Annotated in this window: 18 protein-coding genes; 3 read left to right on the forward strand and 15 right to left on the reverse strand. The window is 59.5% G+C overall.

Annotation, left to right across the window (positions count from 1 at the left end):
• Positions 1 to 20: 20 nt before the first annotated feature.
• From NKI79_RS16780 to NKI79_RS16790, 3 genes are all read right to left on the reverse strand, one after another.
• Entirely contained in the window at positions 21 to 1,052 is a 1,032-nt protein-coding gene (locus NKI79_RS16780; protein ID WP_023678260.1) for a LacI family DNA-binding transcriptional regulator, read from the reverse strand.
• 302 nt (positions 1,053 to 1,354) lie between these two features.
• Positions 1,355 to 2,683, reverse strand: a complete 1,329-nt coding sequence (locus NKI79_RS16785) for a dicarboxylate/amino acid:cation symporter (RefSeq protein WP_352802847.1) — start codon at positions 2,681 to 2,683, stop codon at positions 1,355 to 1,357.
• A 54-nt stretch (positions 2,684 to 2,737) separates the two neighbouring features.
• Positions 2,738 to 3,214, reverse strand: a complete 477-nt coding sequence (locus NKI79_RS16790) for a hypothetical protein (RefSeq protein ID WP_352802850.1) — start codon at positions 3,212 to 3,214, stop codon at positions 2,738 to 2,740.
• 469 nt (positions 3,215 to 3,683) lie between these two features.
• On the opposite strand from NKI79_RS16790, the gene nifA (NKI79_RS16795) reads away from it, so the two are divergent.
• The 3 genes from nifA (NKI79_RS16795) to NKI79_RS16805 all read left to right on the forward strand — a co-directional run bounded on the left by nifA (NKI79_RS16795) (position 3,684) and on the right by NKI79_RS16805 (position 7,963).
• The gene (nifA, locus tag NKI79_RS16795) at positions 3,684 to 5,456 is read left to right on the forward strand and encodes a nif-specific transcriptional activator NifA (RefSeq protein ID WP_352843504.1); all 1,773 of its coding nucleotides are present in this window, start codon (positions 3,684 to 3,686) and stop codon (positions 5,454 to 5,456) included.
• A gap of 235 nt (positions 5,457 to 5,691) precedes the next feature.
• Complete coding sequence (gene hisC / locus NKI79_RS16800; RefSeq protein ID WP_023678255.1) at positions 5,692 to 6,831, forward strand: histidinol-phosphate transaminase; 1,140 nt, start codon at positions 5,692 to 5,694, stop codon at positions 6,829 to 6,831.
• A 91-nt stretch (positions 6,832 to 6,922) separates the two neighbouring features.
• Positions 6,923 to 7,963, forward strand: a complete 1,041-nt coding sequence (locus NKI79_RS16805; RefSeq protein ID WP_023678254.1) for an LLM class flavin-dependent oxidoreductase — start codon at positions 6,923 to 6,925, stop codon at positions 7,961 to 7,963.
• Positions 7,964 to 8,209: 246 nt separating this feature from the next.
• Here the strand turns inward: NKI79_RS16805 and NKI79_RS16810 are convergent, their stop codons facing one another.
• The 12 genes from NKI79_RS16810 to NKI79_RS16865 form a co-directional block, all read right to left on the reverse strand.
• Complete coding sequence (locus tag NKI79_RS16810; protein WP_352802852.1) at positions 8,210 to 8,413, reverse strand: hypothetical protein; 204 nt, start codon at positions 8,411 to 8,413, stop codon at positions 8,210 to 8,212.
• A 159-nt stretch (positions 8,414 to 8,572) separates the two neighbouring features.
• On the reverse strand, positions 8,573 to 10,468 hold the full coding sequence (locus tag NKI79_RS16815) for an ABC transporter ATP-binding protein (RefSeq protein WP_352523376.1): 1,896 nt from the start codon (positions 10,466 to 10,468) through the stop codon (positions 8,573 to 8,575).
• Positions 10,468 to 12,336 (reverse strand): ABC transporter ATP-binding protein, encoded by a 1,869-nt coding sequence (locus NKI79_RS16820; protein WP_352802854.1) that lies wholly within the window; start codon positions 12,334 to 12,336, stop codon positions 10,468 to 10,470. The genes NKI79_RS16815 and NKI79_RS16820 overlap by 1 nt, the downstream gene beginning before the upstream one ends.
• Positions 12,337 to 12,408: 72 nt before the next feature.
• Entirely contained in the window at positions 12,409 to 13,314 is a 906-nt protein-coding gene (locus tag NKI79_RS16825; protein WP_352802856.1) for an SIR2 family NAD-dependent protein deacylase, read from the reverse strand.
• A gap of 38 nt (positions 13,315 to 13,352) precedes the next feature.
• On the reverse strand, positions 13,353 to 13,565 hold the full coding sequence (gene nifT / locus NKI79_RS16830) for a putative nitrogen fixation protein NifT (protein ID WP_023678250.1): 213 nt from the start codon (positions 13,563 to 13,565) through the stop codon (positions 13,353 to 13,355).
• A complete protein-coding gene (locus tag NKI79_RS16835) occupies positions 13,562 to 13,882 on the reverse strand; it encodes a nitrogen fixation protein NifZ (protein WP_031256099.1) in 321 nt (106 codons plus the stop codon). Before NKI79_RS16835 ends, nifT begins: the two co-directional genes overlap by 4 nt.
• A gap of 99 nt (positions 13,883 to 13,981) precedes the next feature.
• Positions 13,982 to 14,176, reverse strand: a complete 195-nt coding sequence (locus NKI79_RS16840; RefSeq protein WP_023678248.1) for a 4Fe-4S dicluster domain-containing protein — start codon at positions 14,174 to 14,176, stop codon at positions 13,982 to 13,984.
• 31 nt (positions 14,177 to 14,207) lie between these two features.
• The gene (gene nifB / locus NKI79_RS16845) at positions 14,208 to 15,686 is read right to left on the reverse strand and encodes a nitrogenase cofactor biosynthesis protein NifB (protein ID WP_352480512.1); all 1,479 of its coding nucleotides are present in this window, start codon (positions 15,684 to 15,686) and stop codon (positions 14,208 to 14,210) included.
• A gap of 238 nt (positions 15,687 to 15,924) precedes the next feature.
• The gene (gene nifA, locus NKI79_RS16850; protein WP_036238852.1) at positions 15,925 to 17,688 is read right to left on the reverse strand and encodes a nif-specific transcriptional activator NifA; all 1,764 of its coding nucleotides are present in this window, start codon (positions 17,686 to 17,688) and stop codon (positions 15,925 to 15,927) included.
• A 181-nt stretch (positions 17,689 to 17,869) separates the two neighbouring features.
• A complete protein-coding gene (locus NKI79_RS16855) occupies positions 17,870 to 18,169 on the reverse strand; it encodes a ferredoxin family protein (RefSeq protein WP_023678245.1) in 300 nt (99 codons plus the stop codon).
• Positions 18,170 to 18,180: 11 nt separating this feature from the next.
• Entirely contained in the window at positions 18,181 to 19,488 is a 1,308-nt protein-coding gene (locus NKI79_RS16860; protein WP_023678244.1) for an FAD-binding protein, read from the reverse strand.
• A 9-nt stretch (positions 19,489 to 19,497) separates the two neighbouring features.
• Positions 19,498 to 20,607 carry an electron transfer flavoprotein subunit alpha/FixB family protein gene (locus NKI79_RS16865; RefSeq protein WP_352480509.1) on the reverse strand — a complete coding sequence of 370 codons (1,110 nt, stop codon included), beginning with the start codon at positions 20,605 to 20,607 and terminating at the stop codon, positions 19,498 to 19,500.
• Positions 20,608 to 20,610 lie beyond the last annotated feature (3 nt).

Consider the following 20,610-nt stretch of genomic DNA (forward strand, 5'->3'; position numbering starts at 1 on the left):
TACGATAGAATCCATCAGCTTCATATATTTTCCGGCAGATGGATGTCGAACGGCAGAAATGTCTGTCCTGGTGTTTCAGCAGTGCCGGTCTCGATAGCCCGCGTCATCAGCGTTATCAGCTCCTGGGAAAGCCGGCGCATTGGCGTGGCGACCGCCATCGTGATGATGTTATCTGCGAGTGCCGCCCGAGATTCCGGCGTGATTTCATTCACGATCGCGACGAGATCGCGACTTTTACCCTCTTCCCGGACCGCGGAGATGGCGCCCTCCATGCCGCCGCCGGCGACATAGAAGCCGACGAGCTCGGGTTCCCGCTGCATGAGATCAAGCGTTGCCTCGTAGGTGACCTGCCGTTTCTCCAGGTTCACAAGCGGATCGAGTACCTCGAACGTCGGCGCGTTCTCACGGCAATAGGAGCGAAAGCCGACGTCACGGAGCTCGTGCCCCTGGAAACGATGGCTGCCGACAAACACCGCCACCTTGCCGGGCCGTTTTGCGACCTTGGACACCATCCAAGCGGCCGTGCGCCCCACCTTGCGGTTGTTGAGGCCGATATAGCCCTGTCGCACGCCGGCGGCGAAGTCGGAAAGCAGCGAGAAAACCGGAATGCCTTTGGCCTTGAGGTCCTCAACCGCTGCTGTAATTTTCGGGTGGTCCGGTGCCACCATCGCGATTGCATGGCAGCGTGCGCCCAAATCCTTGAGCGGTGCGATTAGGTCGCTCGGCATATGTGACGGGGCGAATTGGATGAGCGGAATGCCGTGGAAGGACTGGGCCAAATTGACCGACGCTTCGACCTCGCGCGCAAAGTCTTGGTAGAAATGCTGGGCCGGTTTTCTCAAGATGAAGCCCAGACGGTAGCACGGTAGGTCTCGCCGCAAGCGCTGCTTGATGAGCCCGGCAGCATGATAGCCGATCGCGTGGGCGGCGTCGTGGACCCGCCGCGCGGTCTCCTCGCGCACCGGATGGCGGGCGTTCAGAACCCGATCGACCGTTGCTACGCTGACTCGGGCTTCGCGGGCGAGATCGGCAATTGTGGGGCGCTTGGTCATGGGTCCTATTCTGATTGGTTTTTGACGCAGGCTGGCTCTCTGTCACCTAGCGCGATTCGACAATGGTTTCGGGTGGGCAAAGTGGAGACGCCCGCATACTGAATGATCGACAGCGTATTGGACTACTCCAGATGTAGACCGGCCGGGTATAACGGAAGGTTCATTCGCTTAGGGCGGCGATGATTTGCACTCACACATATTGCGCTTCTGATACATGGTCCGTGAGGCGCCGTTTAGAGCCTGCGAGTCGATCGTTCAGGTCATGTGACCAGCTTGGCGAAACCGGTCGCGGTGCGTCGACCTTACTCGGCGGAGGATAGCCGGTTTGATGCCTCGGCAAGCTGATGACCGCAGAAGGCGGCTTTCATCTGCGCTCGGTCCAATTCTCCTTCCCAGCGGGCAACGACGAGGGATGCCACTGCGTTGCCGACGCAATTCGTCAGCGCCCGGCATTCGGACATGAAGCGGTCGATGCCGAGTATCAGTGCCATCCCAGCAACGGGAACACTCGGAACTACGGCGAGCGTAGCAGCCAGGGTGATGAAGCCCGCACCTGTCACACCTGCAGCGCCCTTGGAGGAAAGCATCGCAACGAGCAGCAGCAGCACCTGATCGCCGATTGACAGATCCGTGTTCGTCGCCTGCGCGATGAAGAGGGCCGCCAGGGTCATGTAGATATTCGTGCCGTCCAGATTGAACGAATATCCGGCCGGGATGACGAGACCCACAACCGAACGCCTGGCGCCCGCCTTCTCCATCTTCTGCATGAGCGAGGGGAGCGCGGCCTCCGAGGAGGACGTTGCGAGGACAAGCAGCAGCTCTTCCTTGATGTAGCGAATAAGAGAACAGATCGAAAAGCCGTTGTAGCGGCAGACCGCGCCGAGAACCCCGAACACGAAGAGGAAGGCGGTGAAATAAAACGTCGCGACCAGCATCGCGAGGTTGACGACCGAACCGATGCCATATCTACCGATGGTGAAGGCCATTGCGCCGAAAGCGCCGATCGGCGCGGCTTTCATCAGAATGCCGACGAGCTTGAAGACAGGCGCGATGAGCGCCTGAAGGAAGGAAACGACAGGCTTGCCCGTCTCTCCGGCCATCGCGAGCGCCATGCCGAACAGAACCGAGAAGAACAGCACCTGCAGGATGTCGCCTTCCGCGAAGGCACCGACAATCGTTGGCGGGATGATGTTCATCAGGAAGCCGGTGACCGACTGCTCGTGGGCCTTTGCGGCATAGGTATTCACGGCGTGGACATCGAGCGAGGCCGGATCGATGTTGAGGCCGGCGCCAGGCTGGACGACATTGGCGACGATGAGGCCGACGATCAGCGCCAGCGTCGAGAAGGTGAGGAAATAGACCATTGCCTTGCCGGCGACCCGGCCGACCTTGTGAAGATCGTTCATGCCGGCAATGCCGGTCGCAATTGTCAGGAAGATGACAGGCGCGATGATCATCTTGACCAGCTTGATGAAGGCATCACCCAGCGGCTTCAGGCTCTCGCCGGTCCCCGGATAGAAATAGCCAATTGCGACGCCTAGGGCGATGGCGGCAAGCACCTGCGCGTAAAGCTTGGCATAGAAGGGTTTGCGGGGTGCGGGACTCGCGCCGCGGACTTGTGCAGCTGACACTGTTTCTCTCTCCCTGACCGGATCGAGGTGGCGTGACTTCTCCCGGGCTTCTCCCTATCGCGGCGCTCCGGTCGAACGCTGCACCAACGCCGCCGCAATACCCATGCCAAATGGATCCGCATGACCTGAACTGACGTTGGGCTCGCCAATGATGGGATGAATGCGGTGGCACAAGACGGGAATGACAAGGCCGCCGTCCAGCACGCGCTTGATGTTCTCCGGCAGATTGCCGGTCGATCTCTCTGGGTTGCGGTTTTGCTGCACATCGTGGCGGGCTCCTCGGTTTGCCGACTTTGGGAAGGGCCGCATCGCTGGCACCCAGGGCGCAGAATTGCCGTGTTCTTTGCCGCGCTCCCGCTGCAGCGACAGCTTGAAAGCGACGTCGAGACGTAGGGATTGACGCCGCTGGTGCTGACCTCGACGATGCGGTTCAGAAGTTCCGAGCACCGCCGAGAAAGCCGCGCTCGACCGCCACCTTCGCGCCTTCACACGCGACGCCGCCGCCTTATCTGCGTCATCAATATCGAGCAAATGGCGGTTGCCGCGACCGACCAGTGTCGTCGGCAGTGATTATCGCTCCCGCCCCTGGTTCGCAGGCGCTGGTGACTGGCACGGCCCGGCAACTCGGCGCGGTCAGCCGCTCGGGCACCGCATCGCCGGCGCCGTATTTCTGTCGTTCAACATCGCCGACAAAAATTAGAACTGATGAATTCTATCATAGGCCGCGAGGTTTCCTTTCACGAATGAAAGAAAGCTCGATTGACTATCCCGCCTCGCTCCAGTCTTTTGAAAATCAACGTGTGGTTGCCCCCGTGCAAGCCGAGAACGTGGCCAAGCTTCGTGGAGGGAGAGCCAAGCGATGCGTCAGGGGTCGACCCGCTTTGCACTCGACCACACGGCGGTGGCACGAGTTCACGTCAGAGCATTTTCGCGCTTGCCCGCGACGTCGCGGGCGCACATGCCGCCGGCATGCATTTCATGGCGCGAGATCGAGGATCATATGCACCACAACATTCCCAAATCAGAACAAAATGCCAGCGAGTGCCGCATTTCGCTTCCGGATGCGAAAAGGGCTTACCCAAAGTCCGAGATGAACACCGCGGTCCCTTTTGTGCCATCGCACGAGCACGCGCTTACCGGCATCTTCGAAATATCGAAAGTACTCACCGACCCCGCCCGGCTCGAAGTCACGTTGGCCAAGGTCGTCGATCTCCTGCCCTCGTTTGTGCAGATGCGGCACGGCATCATCGCTCTCTTCGACGCTGAGGGCGTACTGGACATCACCGTAGTCACCGGCTGCGACGAGAACAGCGATGAGCGCTCCCGCATGCGCCTGCCGCGCAAGGCAATCGATCTGATTGTGACGACGGACACGCCGCTCGTCGCCGAGAACATAGCGGTGCATTCGGCCTTCACTGCCGCTGACATAGAGGTGCTTGGGGCCTCCGACACCGTATCCTTCATCGGCGTTCCCATTCGTGTTGATGGGAACGCCGTAGGCACGCTGACTATCGACCGCGCCTTGGACAGCAGGTCAACGTATCGGCTCGATTATGATGTCCGGCTGCTCACCATGATAGCCAACATGGTGGGACAGACAGTCAAGTTGCACCGCTTCTCCGCGGGCGACCGCGAACGACCGACGGAGGTGGAAGATCGGCTGCAAACGCAATTCTCTGATGTCAAGCACCCTGCACCGCAGCGCAAGAAGGTTCACGTCAAGGGAATGATTGGCGATAGTCCGGCGCTAAGCGCGCTGCTCGAGAAGATCGCAGTGGTAGCTAAGGCAAAGACCACGGTTCTGTTGCGAGGCGAATCCGGTACCGGGAAGGAGCTGGTCGCCAAGGCAATTCACGAGTTGTCGCCGCGCGCCAAGCGGCCCTTCATCAAACTCAATTGTGCAGCGCTGCCAGAGACAGTCCTGGAATCCGAATTGTTCGGTCATGAGAAGGGTGCCTTCACAAGCGCGTTCAATTCCCGCAAGGGTCGCTTTGAGCTCGCCGACAAGGGGACGTTGTTTCTGGATGAGATCGGCGAGATCTCGGCCTCCTTCCAGGCAAAGCTACTGCGCGTGCTGCAGGAGCAGGAGTTTGAGCGCGTCGGCAGCAACCAGACCATCAAGGTCGACGTTCGCGTGATTGCCGCCACGAACAGGAACCTTGAAGAGGCGGTTGCAAGGAATGAGTTCCGCGCCGACCTATATTATCGCATCAACGTGGTTCCCTTGCTGGTGCCGGCGTTACGCCAAAGGCGCAGCGATATTCCGCTCCTCGCAGCTGAGTTTCTCAAGAATTTCAACGATGAGAACGGCCGTACGCTGACCTTCGATCCGCGTGCGATTGAAGTACTGATGAAATGTGAATTTCCCGGCAACATTCGCGAGCTTGAAAATTGCGTGCACCGGACAGCGATCCTGGCGGAGGGACTATCAATCGGGAGAAACGACTTTGCGTGCTCCCACGACCAATGCTTTGCCGAGGCGCTGCGGAAGAGCAGATCGGGCAAGGCCGCGCTGCAACCAGCGCCAATCCTGCCAGAGGCAGTGAATCCGGCCACGCCGCCGGATGCGGCCGCTCGTTCGGCCGCCACCACAGTCCCGCCTGCCGGAGCAACCCACTCATTGGGCGCGAGGACCACCGACGCCGAGCGCGTCATTGCTGCCATGGAAAGATGTGGCTGGGTGCAGGCAAAGGCGGCGCGCCTGCTTGGACTGACCCCGCGCCAGATTGGCTACGTGCTGAGGAAATACGGCATCGAGGTCAAGCGTCTGTGAAAGCATGACTCAGGCGGATTAGCTGAGACCGCTTAGCGGCTTGGCCCGCGCAGGGATGCAGATCCGCGTCCGCGTCAAGTCGATTCGACCGAGGACAGCCTGGCCGAATTCCCGTGGCAGCCGGCGTTGCGACCATCTTGTGAAAGGCGACGCTGCCATCGTCAATCCGTCCGCCATGTTGCTCTCGTTGCGAGCTCATACGGATGCCCCTGTGCGACTGAAACGGAGATAAAATATGTCCGATGCAAAACTGCAAGCTGTGCTTTCGTCTCTTCCGCAAGGGACGCGACAGTTAGATGCTCTGCCGTCCAACGGACCAGCGCCGGACAAAAGTTTTGTCAAGCTGAATACGAATGAGAACCCGTTTCCGTTGCCGCCAATCATAATGCAAAGTGCAGTGGCGGCCCTAAATCGCCAGTATCTGTATCCGGACGACGATAACATCAGCTTGAGGGAAGCAGCGTCCAATACCTATGGGGTATCCACGGATCAGGTCATCGCAGGCAACGGGTCGTCTGAACTGCTCGGACTCATCTACAGAGCTTTCCTCGCCCCTGGCGACAAGGTGGCGATGATATCGCCAGGGTTTTCGTTCAACCGCAAACTTGCCATGTTGCATGGTGCTGAGTTTCTCGAGATCGGATGTCAAACTCATTCGCTGCCAATGGAGCAATTGCTTTCCGGTCCGGCAAAAGACGCCAAGTTCATTCTGGTGGCCAATCCAAACAATCCGACCGGAACATTCCTCTCGATAAGCAATATCGAACGCCTCGTGGCACAATCGGATCGCCTGGTCGTCCTTGATGAGGCCTATGTCGACTTTGCACCCGATCACGGGCTGCGCCTCATCAACCGTTATTCGAACCTTCTGATCTTGAGAACATTTTCGAAGAGCTATGCCGCCGCCGGCATTCGCGTCGGTTTCGGTTTCGGTCACCCTGAGATTATTGGCAGGCTGCGCAACATCCAGAACGTCTTCAACATGAACGTGATCGGGCATGCGGTTGGTATCAGCGTGCTTGCGCATCGCGGCGCCTACGCAGAGAACCACAAGCACATCAGACATGAACGACAGCGAGTGACAGCCGCACTGTCGCAACTTGGATTTTCCGTAACGCCCTCCCACGCAAATTTCTTGCTAGCCCGTGTGCCAGCGGGACAGGACGGCTCATGGTGGCAAGCAGCCTTGGAAAGGCAAAAGATACTCGTTGCCTACTTTCCGGACAATGGTTTGGAACATTGCATCCGCGTCAGCATCGGCACAAAAGAGCAATTGGATGCATTTCTTGCTGCCGCTCGCGATATAGTTGGAAGCTTAAACATACCAAGCACCACGGGCAGGGGAGCGTCAGGCTCTGCTCGTTCGGTACGCTGACGCTAATCCGATATCACACATTGCTATCTTTAGGCTTGCTTGGTCACCCAAGCACGACAACATTTTTCTTTAAAATCGGGGACAATATCGAGTGACAAACGTCTTTCCTTCAAACCTAGCCTTCGGCATCTTCGATCATCTGGACGAGGACGGCCTCGATATCGCCCGGCAGTACGAAGATCGCCTGATATTAGCAGAGGCGTGCGATCAGCTAGGGTTCTATGCCTATCATCTCGCAGAGCACCACTGTACCCCCCATGGGAGAGGTCCATCGCCGAATCTGTTCTTATCGAGCGTCGCCCAGCGCACCCGGCGCCTGCGTCTCGGACCCTTGGTGATGCTGCTTGCGCTTTATCATCCGCTGCGTGCGTTCGAAGAGATCTGTATGCTGGACCAGTTGAGCGGTGGCAGGCTCGAACTGGGCATAGGGCGCGGTGCTCTCCCGATCGAATTGGGTTACTTCGGGATTGGTGCGGACGCGGTGCCGGGCCGCTATGCGGAAGCCAGCGAAATTCTTGTTGAAATACTTGTTAATGCCATGAAGGTTGGCACGCTGTGCTATCAAGGCCGCCATTTTGAGCTCAATGACGTTCCTTTGACGCTACGACCTCATCAGCGTCCACATCCGCCGACATGGGTCGCCGCCAATCGACCCGAGTCCGCAGCCTGGGCCGCTGCGAATGGAGCAAATATCGCGTGTGTAGGACCTTCCTCTTCTGTTCGCAAAACTACTGATGCGTTCCGCGCCTATCAAGAGGACAACACTGGCGCGGGCGATCGAGCGCCATTTATTGGATTGCTCCGCATGGTCGTGGTTGGGCGTTGTGACACACATGCCTATTCGCTCGCGGCACCTGCTTACGAACGATGGCTCAAGAGCTTCCAATTCCTTTACGAGCTTAACGCTATCCCCACTCCACCCAACCTGCCGCTGACCTTCGATGCGGCAGTCGAGAGTGAATTGTGCGTGGTAGGATCAGCAGCGTCTGTGCGAGAAGCTCTGCTCAGTCAGTTGGAAGAGGCAGGTGCTAACTACCTTCTTTGTCAACTGGCATTTGGGAATCTGCCGCTCGATGCTTCCCTATACACCGCGACGACCATTCAATCCGAAATCATGGCTCGACTTGGCTGACCATGAAGTTCGCGGTCTGATCCGAAGGTAAATCGTTGTAACAGCGCTCCCTCACATTGCTCGAGCGTGCACGTGGTGGGGATTGGGAAATCGTGAGGGAGGCCAAACTGACGACGAGCCGGCGGCACAGATTACCAGGTTTGTGCGTTGGCCGGCATCTGGGCACGGTGTGAGACTGCACGATCCTAAGGAGATGATGGCCGAGCGCGTCACGATGCCGGCACGCATCTGCTCGTCGCGCTCGCGCTAGTCGTTGCCCATAGCCCGCCGCAAGAGGTTCTTCTCGACCGGGGCGGCGCCGGTGGCGGCTCCCGCATCCAGCTTCATCAGCGGCTCGGCGGTAGCAAAGCCGTCACTCGCTACGGCGCTGTTGAGGGCGCGCTCGCGAGCGGCTTTGCTACGCCGAACGACACCACCTGGAGCGAGTTCGCCCGATGTCGCGGCGTGCACCGCGGTCGGATAACGACGCTGGAGGAAATCGTTCGCAGCCGGTCTTCACGATCCGCGCGAGTGCTTTGCATGAATGCTGCCTGCTTCCTCGTCTGCGGCGGCCTGAGTGTCCGCCGGCACGCCCGAAGTCAATGTCAGTACCACAAGGCCGCCAAGACGTCAGGTCTGGGAGCCGGCTTGTACGGTCGTATCGTGTTCTGGAATATCGTCAAAGGAGGCGTAGTTGAGATTGTAGAGTTTGGAATACAGACCCCCCATGGCTATTAGCTGATCGTGGTTGCCAGTCGCAATAACTTGGCCATTCTGAAGCACGATGATGCGGTCGGCACCCCGGATCGTGGCAAGACGGTGGGCGATGACGAGGCCAGTGCGCCCTTCAAGCAGCTTTATCAGAGCCTTCTGAATCTGCATTTCCGTGTAGCTGTCGATGTTGGCGGTAGCTTCGTCGAGCACGAGGATCTTGGCGTCGGCGACGAGGGCGCGGGCGAAACTGATAAGCTGGCGCTGGCCGAGAGATAAGTTGTCGCCGCGTTCGCCAAGTTGGGTGTCATACCCGTCGGCGAGGCTCATTATGAAGTCGTGGGCGCCGACCGCCTTGGCGGCCTCGATCACCTTGTCGCGCGTGGCTTCCGTCTTGTGGTATCGAATGTTCTCGAAGACCGTCCCGGTGAACAGGAACGGCTCCTGCAGCACCATGGCGACCTGGCGGCCGAGCGATTCCTGGGTGAGATCGCGCACATCATGTCCGCCGACCAGCACTTGGCCCTGCTGAACATCATAGAAGCGGTGGACCAGGGCCATCGCGCTCGATTTGCCAGAACCGCTCGGCCCGACCAGTGCGACCGTCTCGCCGGGATTGACCCGGAAAGAGACATTTTTCAGCACCGAACGGTTCGGATTGTAGCCGAAGGTGACGTCCCTGAACTCGACCGAGCCGTCCATTTCGGGCGAAAGCACCTCGGCATTGGGTTTGTCCTGAACATCGATCTTGACGTCGAGCACATCGGTCAGGCGCTTGCCTGAGGCCATGGCGCGCTGCATGACCGAATATTGCAGGGTGAGTGAGCGGATCGGGTCAAAGAAGCGCTGGATGTAAAATAGGTAGGCAACCAATACGCCCACATCTATGCGGCCATTCATGACCATCGAGCCGCCGACCACAATAACGGCGGCCATGGCGAGGCCGGTGAGGCCATCGACGATAGGCACCATGACCAGTGCATATTTGGCAGCGATCAGGTGGGTCCTGAGGTTGGCATGGGCCTTGTCGTCAAAAAGGATGAAATTCACCTGCTGGCGGTCCATTGACTGGACGGTGCGCACGCCGTGAATGGCTTCGGCCAGCGCGCCGTTGACGACGGAATTAGTCTCGTGTGCGGCCATGAAGGCGTCGCGGGCACGCGGCAGCCAGACAATGCGGACGATCACCAGGACCGGCAGAACCGAGAGCGTCAGGAGGCCGAGGCGGAAGTCGAGCCACAGCATTACGAAAACGATGCCGAAGAGAAGCGCAACATCGCCTACGGAATATACCGAGGTTTCGAGGAATTCCTGTATGGAGTTGACGTCGCCTTGCAGGCGCGACATGAGGCGTCCGACCTCGGTCTTGTCCATGAAGGAGAGCGAAACCTTCTGCAGATGGCCAAACATGGCGCGGCGGATGTCGAACAGGACAGTTTCGGCCACTTTCCCAACCACGGTTTCCTGCATGTAGCCGGCAGCGAAATTGACCAAAATCGCCAAAACGAACGCGCCGACGGCCGCGAGCTGGGCTGAGCGATCGGTCCTTGCCGGGTTCATGCCCTGGTCGAGCGCGTAGCGGATGATCAACGGGATGAGAAGCTGCGTCCCGGTGAAGATCAGCATTGCTGCAATCGTGATGACTACCCTGGCCCGATAGGGACGGACGAAAGCCCAGATGCGCCGGAGGATGCTCTTGTCGAAAGCCCGGCCGAACATCTCCTCCTCGATGCGGTGCGAGCCGACAACCGCGCGCGGAGGGCGTCTACCGTCGTCACGTTCGGCTTCGACTTCGCCGGCGCGGCCCTGCGCCATCAGCGGGCGCCCCCATACTGGGTCATATTGTCATCACCCGGGCGCGTCTGGAGATCGTAAAGGGCCCTGTAGCGTCCCCGCTTCGCCAAAAGCTCTTGATGCGTGCCGCGTTCTACGATTTCGCCGTTATCGACAAAAAGGATCTGATCGGCATGCACAAGCGCACTCAGCCGGTGCGCGATGATGATCGTCACCCGATCCTTGGCGAAGCGCCGCATCGCCGCGCGGATGCGCTGCTCGGTGCCGGCATCGATCGCGGCCGTAGAGTCGTCGAAAACGACGACGGAGGGGCGCAGCATCATGGTGCGAGCAATCGTGAGACGCTGGCGCTGGCCGCCAGAGAGAGAGACGCCGCGTTCGCCCACGACCGTCTCGTAGCCCGCTGGGAGCCCGAGGATGTAGTTGTGGAGCTGGGCGAATTCGCCAGCGCGTTCGATTCGCTGTCTCTTCGCCCAGGGATCGCCATAAGCGATGTTGTTCTCGATCGTAGTGGTGAATAGGAATGCATCCTGCTGTACGACGGCGACCGCCTTGCGAAGCGTCGCGAGGGTGACATTGCGTATGTCCTGGCCGTCCAGCGTGATGGCGCCACCGGTCACGTCATAAAAGCGGGGGACCAGATGAGCTATCGTCGATTTGCCCGAACCCGGCGGACCGACGATCGCGATCGTCTCGCCTCTACGGGCCTCAAAGCTGAGGTTCTTCAGAATGGCGCGGTTTTCGGCGCTGGGGTACGCAAACGAGACATTGTGGAAGCGCAGAGTGCCGTCGCTTATCTCGAGCGGTCTGGCCTCGAGAGCATCCCTGATTGTGATCTCCTGGTCGAGGAGACCGAAAAGCCGCGAACCGCAGCTAGAAGCGCGGGCAAAGGCATTGACCATGAGGCCGATCTGGCGGACTGGCATTTGCAGGATTGTCATGAAGGTCAGGAAGGTCGCCACCGTTCCGACGCTTATCTCGCCAGCGACGAGCTTGCTGCCACCGATCCAGAGCACCAATCCCATTGCGAAAAAGAAGGACAAGGTCATCGCCGACGTGCTGGGCACGTAGATGTCAACTCGGTCGTGGGCGAGGTCGAGCGCGTTCTTGGAAGCGCCGTCGAACTTCAGCATCTCATAGGCTTGAGCCGCAAAAGCGCGGACCACGCGGATGCCTGCGAGATTTTCCTCCATCACGCGGCTTAGTACTGAAAGCCGCTCATGCAGGTCGAGCCAGGTGGCGCGCAGCCTAAGCTGTGTGGCCGATGAGCGCCAGGCGACAAAAGGCACGAAGCTCAGCGCGACCAGGCCGAGCATGGGATCGGTCGAGATCATCATGTAGGCGCCGATCCCGATCAGCATGGTGAGCAGGAGCACGCGAATGAGCGCGGTGGAAAAATACATCCGCACGCCTTGGAGATCGAGCATTCCGATGGTGATCAGATCGCCTGAATGGACCCGGTCGTGAAAGGAAAAGCTGAGACGCTGGATCTTGTCGTAGTAGGCGAGCCGCAGTTCGTACGCGACATGATGCCCGACGGCTTCGGCAAAATAGTTCTGCGCCATCGTGAAAAGGCCGCGTAGCGCGCTGACGGCGAGCAGCAGGAGAGCCGGGGTCCAGAGCGCTTGTCCTGCCGCGGTCCCCGCGACACCGCCCCCAATGGCTGTCTGGGTCTGGTCGACAGCCCGGCCGAGAAGCTGGGGAATGAGCAACTGGAGGATTGCCGCCATGATCGTCGAGCCCATAGCGAAGGCGACCTGCCAGGGATGCCGCAAATTCATACGCGTGATGCGCAACAGCGTACTCAAATCCCGGCCCCAGCGCGCCGCTTCCACATCGGTCAACGAATTCAGAGCGTTCGTTGCGCTGTCGATAGCATCACTGCTCACGGGTGTATTCCCGACTGCATTTTGCGCCTTCGAGGCAAGCCGAAGGACCAACATCAAAGGGGCCCGCCATTGTTAATCCTGTCCACCACCTGCAGCAGTACCCGTTCCTATAAGCCGAGCCGCGGCTTCACTTACTGGCATGTCGATCACCGTGATTCCGCTTGCCGCAAGGAAACGCGATTCGTTTCTGGTCAGCGTTTCCGCGTCCATTACCGCGCAATGTGGACCTCGGGAGCGCTTCATGATCTGCCTGGCGTAGGTGCGCAGCATCTGATCGTTGAAGCGGCAGCCAACGAAGAAAAATCCGCGGGTGATGCGCCGTTCCTTCACCACGTCTGGGATCGGTGTCTGGATATCGATTTCGGTCAGGACTTCGACATAGTCGGAATCTGCGACGAGAAAGTTTTGCGCCGGCCTAATACTCCCGTGAGGTGTATAGAGAACCGTCTTTGCCCCCGATCGGGGGTCGAGTTCCCTCCCGGACAAATCGTAGGTTTTCGTCCAAATGTTACCGATTTCGTTCGCCCGCGTGACGCCTTGTATCTCAACGACGTCCGTTCGGCCGGTCTCTACGAGAGCCGTGCGCATCGCGCCGTCGTACCAGCTGTCGACGATGAGGGAGAGCGGCAGCCTTGCGAGCCAGGCGTGGAGGAGGGTCGGCGCCACCGGCGCTGCGAATATGTCGATCATCCAAGCTTGAAGCGTCCGGCGATGCCGGCGCTGTTCGATGAACTGCGCAACCGACCACATATTGGTGCGGATCCTGGAAGGGGCTGGCGCCCGTGCATTGAGTGCCGCGGCAACGACCTCCGGCGTATGTGGCACAGGCGGTTCCGCACAGTTGAACCCAAGAAGACCCGGACCGAGATAGGGGATCACCTCATCGGCGGCGAGCGCTTCCTTCGCCAGGTCAAGCAGCTTTTCGGCAAAACTGTCCCGCACGATGACGAGGTGGCCCGATGTCAGGATCGTGTTCATGCTCGTTTCCTCGCGACGCACCTTATCAAGGGGCAGCATCAGTCCTCTTCGGAAACCTTCCTTGCCTCGACGGTGATCGGCAGACGCGTATCCCGTGGAAGATCGGGGAGGAGGAGCCGCCACCCGTTCCTGAGCGTCACAGTTCCGCCCCACAACTCTTCCTTCTCGAGCTTGATGATCGGCTCTTCAAGGTCCTTTTTGGGGACATACGCCGACAAGCCAGCATCGGTCCTGCGGATCATGACTTTCATCTGGCCGTCCCTTCATTGGTATTGCTTTCAGCACTGCAGGGCGCCTCGGCTTTGTCGAGGCTCATCAGTTCACGCGCTCGCATGCCGACGACCGTGCCACGGTCGATCCATTCGACCGCATAGATGAAGAACTGCTGGAGAAAGGTGCCAATGTCGCGCACATATCCCTCGTCGCCCTTCCGCACGAGATTTTCGCCGATCTCCCTGCCAGGATAGGTGCCGTCATTCTTTATGTGGCGAGTGGCACGTACCCGCTCTCCCGGCATGAATCGTGGAGGCCTGCGGATTTCGACCTCCTCTTCGCGTCCGAGCGACATGTCCGTTCCCTGATTTCTCTTGAGGCTGCAGATTGTGAACAAAGGCGTTCCAGGCGTCCTGCGAAGGCATCCCCGACCATGTCGGCAGCCCAATGTTCGTCACGCAGGAACGCAGGTCTTCGGCACCGGGCATACCGAGGCACATTGCTGCGCATCGAAGACCCCCTCGCATTCGGTGCACTTTTGCGGCTCGATCACATAGCTCTCGCCTTTGAACTTGATCGCGCCGGAGGGACACTCGAATTCGCAGGCGCCGCATTGGGTGCATTGGGATGCGATGATCTTGAAAGCCATTTTAACTCCTGGTCCGAATGAATGAGACAGCTCAGGCCGTCGCCGAGAGTGCGGGGGTCCCACACGCGGCGGCATAAATCGCGCTGATTGCGGTCTCGATATAGTCGTGGGCATATGCGTCGGTGGCTTGGATTCCAGCGTCGGCGAGCTGATCCTGCGGGCAGTTTCCGATCTTGGCGCACAGCACGATATCTATGCCTTCAAGCGCTGCGATGACGCCATCGAGGGCGGCTTCTCCGCCCCAGCCGCCGAGGCAATACTGCTCCACCTTCCGATGCCCGACAAAACTGATCCCTCTCGGCGAGGCTTGATAAACCTGGAATTCCTTCGCATGGCCGAAATGTTCATTTACGCGGCCGCCGCCCTTGGTCGCCACCGCGAAGAGAAGGGACTTGCCGGGGCTCGCTGCCTTGACCAATCCGATCGCTTCTCTCCTAGCCGCCACGTGATCACGGCGCTCCTCCGCGACCAGCTCCCGATAGGCCTTGCGATTGCTGGCATCGTAGGTGACCTCGCCGGGAATCCGGTCGACTGTGAATTCCTGGCCACGATCCTCTCCGAGCAGGCCGACGGCATCTGCCCGGCACTGCCGGCAGTGGCGCATCAACTGGGCGCCGCCTTCGACACGATCCTGAAGAGCCTTCAGCTCCATTGCGTTTGGGCCGCGTTGCCCGCTCAGTCCGTAGTGCGTGCCGTGCGCCGGGTCCGAAATCAGCGGCATGAGGTTGTGCAGGAACGCGCCTCGCTCCTTGACCCATCTATTCACCTTGATCAGATGCTCATCGTTCACGCCGGGGATCATCACTGAATTGATTTTGGTGAGGATGCCGCGCGCGGTCAGCATCTCCAGACCCAACATCTGCCGCTCGTGCAGGATCCGGGCGGCTTCGATGCCGACGTAGCGGCGATGGTCGTAAAAGATCCAAGGATAGATCTTTGCACCGACCTCAGGGTCGACCATGTTGATGGTGATCGTCACGTGATCGACATTCATGTCGGCAAGCTCATCGACATGGTCCGGCAGCGCGAGCCCATTCGTGGAGATGCAAAACTTGATGTCTGGGATTTCCCTGGCAACTCGTTCGAACGTTGCCTTCGTCTTCTTCCAGTCGTAACAGGCATCGCCCGGTCCGGCGATGCCGAGCACGGAGAGTTGCGGCACCTCGTTGGCGACCGCGACCACCTTGCGTAGCGCCTGGTCGGGTGTCAGCTTTTCGGAGACCACCCCAGGCCGGCTTTCGTTGGCGCAGTCATATTTGCGATTGCAGTAGTTGCACTGGATATTGCAGCCGGGCGCGACCGCGACGTGCATGCGCGCGAAATAGTGATGCGCCTCTTCTGAAAAGCAGGGGTGATCCTTGATCTTCTCCCAGATAGCCGGATCCGTGTCGTCCGGCTTTATCGACGAGCCGCAGGACGAAGACGCGCAGCCACCGGCTTTCACGGTGGCAAGCAACTGGTCACCGAATGTCGTGCTGAGGCTCTCAAGCGAAATTGCCGGTGCGGACATCGAACGGCTCCGTTGCTGGGTGAATGTCGCAGTTCAAACCGCAAGAGCTATGCCAGCTCAAAGAGCGGTTTTGGTTCACGAATTGGCTTTCGTGTCGGATTCCGTCGGATTGCTCCGACACATCTTTGTCGGGCTTCCGACAGTGGACAAGCAAATCGGGTCGCGAAGGCTACCAGCCTTGGGCGCGAAGGGTGTGAGGGAGACTACTCCGGACTTACGTTTGACGTCATCACGACGTCTAGAATTTCTTCACCTCGATGCCATATCGGCGCAGCGCGTAGCCGATTTGCCGCGGCGTGAGGCCGAGGATACGAGCCGCCCTGGCCTGAACCCAACCGGCCTTGTCCATCGCGTCGATCAGCCGGTCGCGTTCCGTCAGACGCGGGGGACAAGCGGGATCGTTTGGATCGCCGGCCGCAAGGGGAGATACGTTGCCTGCGGAGGCACCGATGCGACTGGCCGGCAGCCGCAATCCGACCGGCACTGCGTTGACCCGTGCGAGATCGTCGATGGTATTGCCGCCATTCGAGCGGTCGGCTCGCTTCCAGAGGAGCCAGGAAAGGCACTGGCTCTTCTTACAGGCGAAATCGGATGGCGTGATCGTCCTTGAACGCGCAAGTGTGGCCGTCCTTTGGACGCAGTTCTCCAGCTCGCGGACGTTACCAGGGAAGTAGCATTGCGAGATCAGGTCAAGCGCCGACGGCGCGAAGGCGAGTGCGCGATCGTTCTCCTTGTTGAATCGGTTGAGGAAGGCGTTCGCAAGGCGTGGAATATCGCCGGGTCGCTCTCTGAGCGGAGGCAGGATAATTGGCACCACATTGATGCGGTAATAAAGGTCGGCCCGGAACTCCCCTTTTATGACGGCCGTCTCGAGGTCCTTGTTGGTGGCGCATATGAGGCGCACGTCGACCTGTAGCGTTTTGGTGCCGCCGACTCGCTCCAACTCGCCTTCCTGCAAGACACGCAACAGTTTGGCTTGAAAGGCCGGCGAAATCTCGCCGATTTCATCAAGTAGCAGCGTTCCCTCATTTGCCAATTCAAAACGACCGGCGCGCTGGGAGATAGCACCCGTGAAAGCGCCCTTTTCATGCCCAAACAGTTCTGACTCCAGAACGCTTTCAGACAGTGCGGCGCAGTTCAATTTGACGAAAGACTTCTTCCTCCGACGTGAGAGCTTATGGATGGCTTGCGCAAAGAATTCCTTGCCGGTGCCGCTTTCACCCCGCAGTAGCACGGTGGAATTGGTCCCTGCTACGACCGAGACGGTTTCGAGCACCTGCTTGAGTGCGGGGCTTTCCCCGATGATCCCGTCGATTTTGACATCCGCATGCCGGGCAGGGTCGTAGGTCCTCCCCTCGTTGGGCGATTTCTCCGGTCTCCATTGCTCATGGACAGACCGCTGACGATCTGTACTCAGGATGCGATGGAGACGGATCGTCCGGCCGACAAGGTTGGCGACCATCGTCAGGAAGTATGTGTCCTCGTCGTCGCGAAAGTCGGTGGCGCCGTCTCCGGCGCGGTCGATCGACAATGTCCCAAGGATTTTATGATCAGCCTTTAGCGGGATACCGATAAAGGCAATTGGGATGGTGCCGCTGCTCGAAGATGTTTGAAGGTCAGCCTGAAATAGTTGGGACTTGCGGACGTCCGGTATGAAGAGCGGCGTCCCCGTAGCGACGATTTGATCTGTTATGGCCTGTGGTATGACGCGGCGAGTGCCTGATTGAGGTGCGTGGGTATTGCCGGCAGTTGCGGCAATCTCCGGCTCTCCTTCAGCGTCCAGGACGACGATTGCTCCGTGACGCATCTGCAGAAACGAAGGCAGGATGTTCACGACATTGGCGAGCGTAATCTCCAGCTCGCTGGGGGCGGTCAGCACCTTCGATATCTCGTAGAGTCCCCTGAGCGCGATATCTGCTTGGGGCATGCTTTTGATGGGCGGTTCAGGGCGGGTATCCCGAGGTGCTACCTCGTCGACCCGATCTTGCGGTACGTGAGCCATGGAAACACCTCAGCGGTTGTCGTCCAGAGTGCTCCTCCTTTTGTGTCTGAGTCTGAATTGTGAAAGCACAGTATTCACGAGCTTCTCTTCGTGGCGCGGCAATTCAAGCAAAGATAGACTTGGCGTTGGTCGCGACCTCAGGTGTACCAAGATTGACCCTCTTGATACGGTGCGTGCGTCCTCATCCGAATTTGAAGAGGACTCCGAAGCCGCCGCGTGGATAGTTCCACTCGATCTCGCCACTGGTCTCGCACAAAATCCGGCAGGTGCCGCACTCCATGCAGCCGTCGGCAGTGATCTCCACTTGACCTTTGTCGTTCAACTCATAACATTTCGCCGGGCAGACGTGGGTCAGCGCGAGCAAGTTCGCGCTTGGCCTCTCGTGCGGTCGCACTTTGATATGCGGACGGCCGGAATCCACCAAGTAGCGGTTCTGGTAAAGCTTGTCCTCGACACGTGACTTCGTCACTGCGATCGTCATTTCGTCTCCCCTCAGCGCCACGCCAATGCAAGGCGGACCGCGTCGCTGACCAGCCCCCAGCGCGAGCGCGCCTTGATGAAGGCCGCCGTGGTCGCCTTTTCCTTCTCGATCTTCGGCGTGCCGTCGACACGCATGAAGTTCTGCGCGGCTTGCGACATCAACCGCGGATAAGCCGTGAAGTAATTGCAGGAATTGGTGTGGAGCAAGGCCGGCATGTCTTTGTATTTCCTTAGGTCCTTGACCACGAAGGACTTGTCCAGCATGGCTTTGTAAAGGGCGAGATTCCGTTTGGTCATAGGACCGTTGCGGCTCTTGACCTCGATGATTGCCTCAGCCGCGATGCGGCCGGAGGTCATGGCGAGGTTCGAACCCTCGCGGTGAATGGCGTTGTTCAGTTGCGCGGCATCGCCGACCACGACCCAACCGTCGCCAAAGAGCTGCGGAATAGCCTTGTAGCCGCCTTCGGGAATGAGATGCGCGGAATATTCTTTCACTTCCGAGCCGGCGATCAGCGGCCGGATCGAAGGATGGGTTTTTAAGGCGTCGAGGAGGACGTAAGGGCTCTCGACCATCGCGGCGAAATCGGAGACGAGGCAGCCAATGCCCAGTGAGATCGACTCCTTGTTGGTGTAGAGGAAGCCGAGCCCGGCCATGCTGCGGGAGGTCGTGCCCACCGCCTCGATCACGCAGCCTTCATCGCCTTTGAGGCCGAACCGCTGCTCAATGACCTCTTCGGGCAGGAAATGCATTTCCTTGACGGCGAGCGCCACGGTTTGCGGCTTCGGCATCTCGCGCAGGCCGGCCCGCGTGCCAAGCAGTCCGCATACACCTTCTGCGAGGACGACCACGTCCGCGTAGATGGCCCCGCCGGCCCGGTCTGTGCGGACGCCGATCACCCTGTCCTTGGCGTCACGGATGAGTTCCGTCACGGTCGTCTCGCACAGAACCGTCGCGCCGGCCTCGCGCACCTTACGCGAAAACCATTTATCGAACTGGGCACGGATGATCGTGTAGCGGTTGGGCTTCGCCTCATTGAAGTCGTCCGACCGATAGTGAATCCCGGTATGGGATGTGTCGTCCATCACCCAAAGCCGCTGTTCAACCAAATGCCGCTCGAGAGGCGCATCGTCCCGGAAATCCGGGATGATCTTCTCCAGCATGTTCGCGTACATGATGGCACCCTGGACATTCTTGGAGCCCGGATATTCACCCCGCTCCAACTGCAGCACCTTCAGGCCGTGGCTGGCCATGGTGTAAGCAGCTGCGTTTCCGGACATGCCGGCCCCAATAACAATGGCGTCGAATTGTTCCTCAATCATGTCCATCCCTTAGCTCGCAAGCTTATCGCGACTGTGGGGCGACAGCCGCCGGGTGAAGGCTTCCGTCAGTGCGGGCAGGAAGCGGATCGCGTCGGTGACGATCCCGAGGTGAGCGAAATCGAAAATCGGCGCGTTCGGGTCGGTGTTGATGGCCACGATGAGATCCGCCCCCTCGACGCCAACCCGATGCTGGACGGCGCCGGAAATCCCGGCCGCTATGTAAAGCTTCGGCCGGATGGTCTTGCCAGTTTGGCCGATCTGCCGATCAGCTGGCATCCAGCTCTTCTGGACCAACGGGCGCGAACAGCCATGCTCGGCGCCGATTGCCCGCGCGAGATTCTTCACAAGCTGCAGGTTCTCCGCCGCGCCTAGACCGAGGCCTCCCGCAACCACGACGTCGGCATAGGCAAGATTTGCCTTTGCCGACTGACTATCCGGCAGGAAGCCGAGGATTTTGGTAACGATCTCGTCCTCGGCTACCGAGAGCTTGTGCCGGATGACACGCCCGACCGGTTTATCCGCCCGCTGCGGCATGGGCATGACCCTCGGTCGCACTGTCGCCATCTGGGGGCGGAAATTGAGCGTATAGATCGTGCACAACAAGGAACCGCCGAAAGTCGGACGGGTGGCGGCGAGCGAACCGTCGGTATCCACATCGAGTTCGGTGCAGTCGGCCGTGAGCCCTGTCTGCAAGGTCGTCGCCACGGAGCCGGCAAGATCCCTGCCGAGTGTGGTGGCACCGAGAAGAAGGATCTCGGGTTTGTGGGTATCGACCAGATCCGTCATCGCCTTGGTGAAAGGCTCGTTCCTGTAGTCGGCGAGCAGCGGCTCCTCGACGATGTAGACCAGGTCGGCACCATAAGCGAAGGCTTCGGCAACGGCGTTCCCGATGGCCTCTCCCGGCGGTCCAAGCACGACGCCCGCAAGCTGGACCTGAAGCTTGTCTGCTAACTTGCGGCCTTTGCCGAGCAGTTCGAATGATACGGGATGGACCTGGCCGCGTTCGAGCTCGATGAAAACCCAAACGTGCCGGTAGTCCTTGAAATGCGCGGGCAGCTCCTTCTTTATGCCGGCACGGCCGGCGGCAGGGCGAGGGGTTTCTCGGTTCGCGTTCGACATCGT

Origin of the sequence: Mesorhizobium sp. M0340, assembly GCF_040321535.1 — a bacterium.
GTDB lineage: Bacteria > Pseudomonadota > Alphaproteobacteria > Rhizobiales > Rhizobiaceae > Mesorhizobium.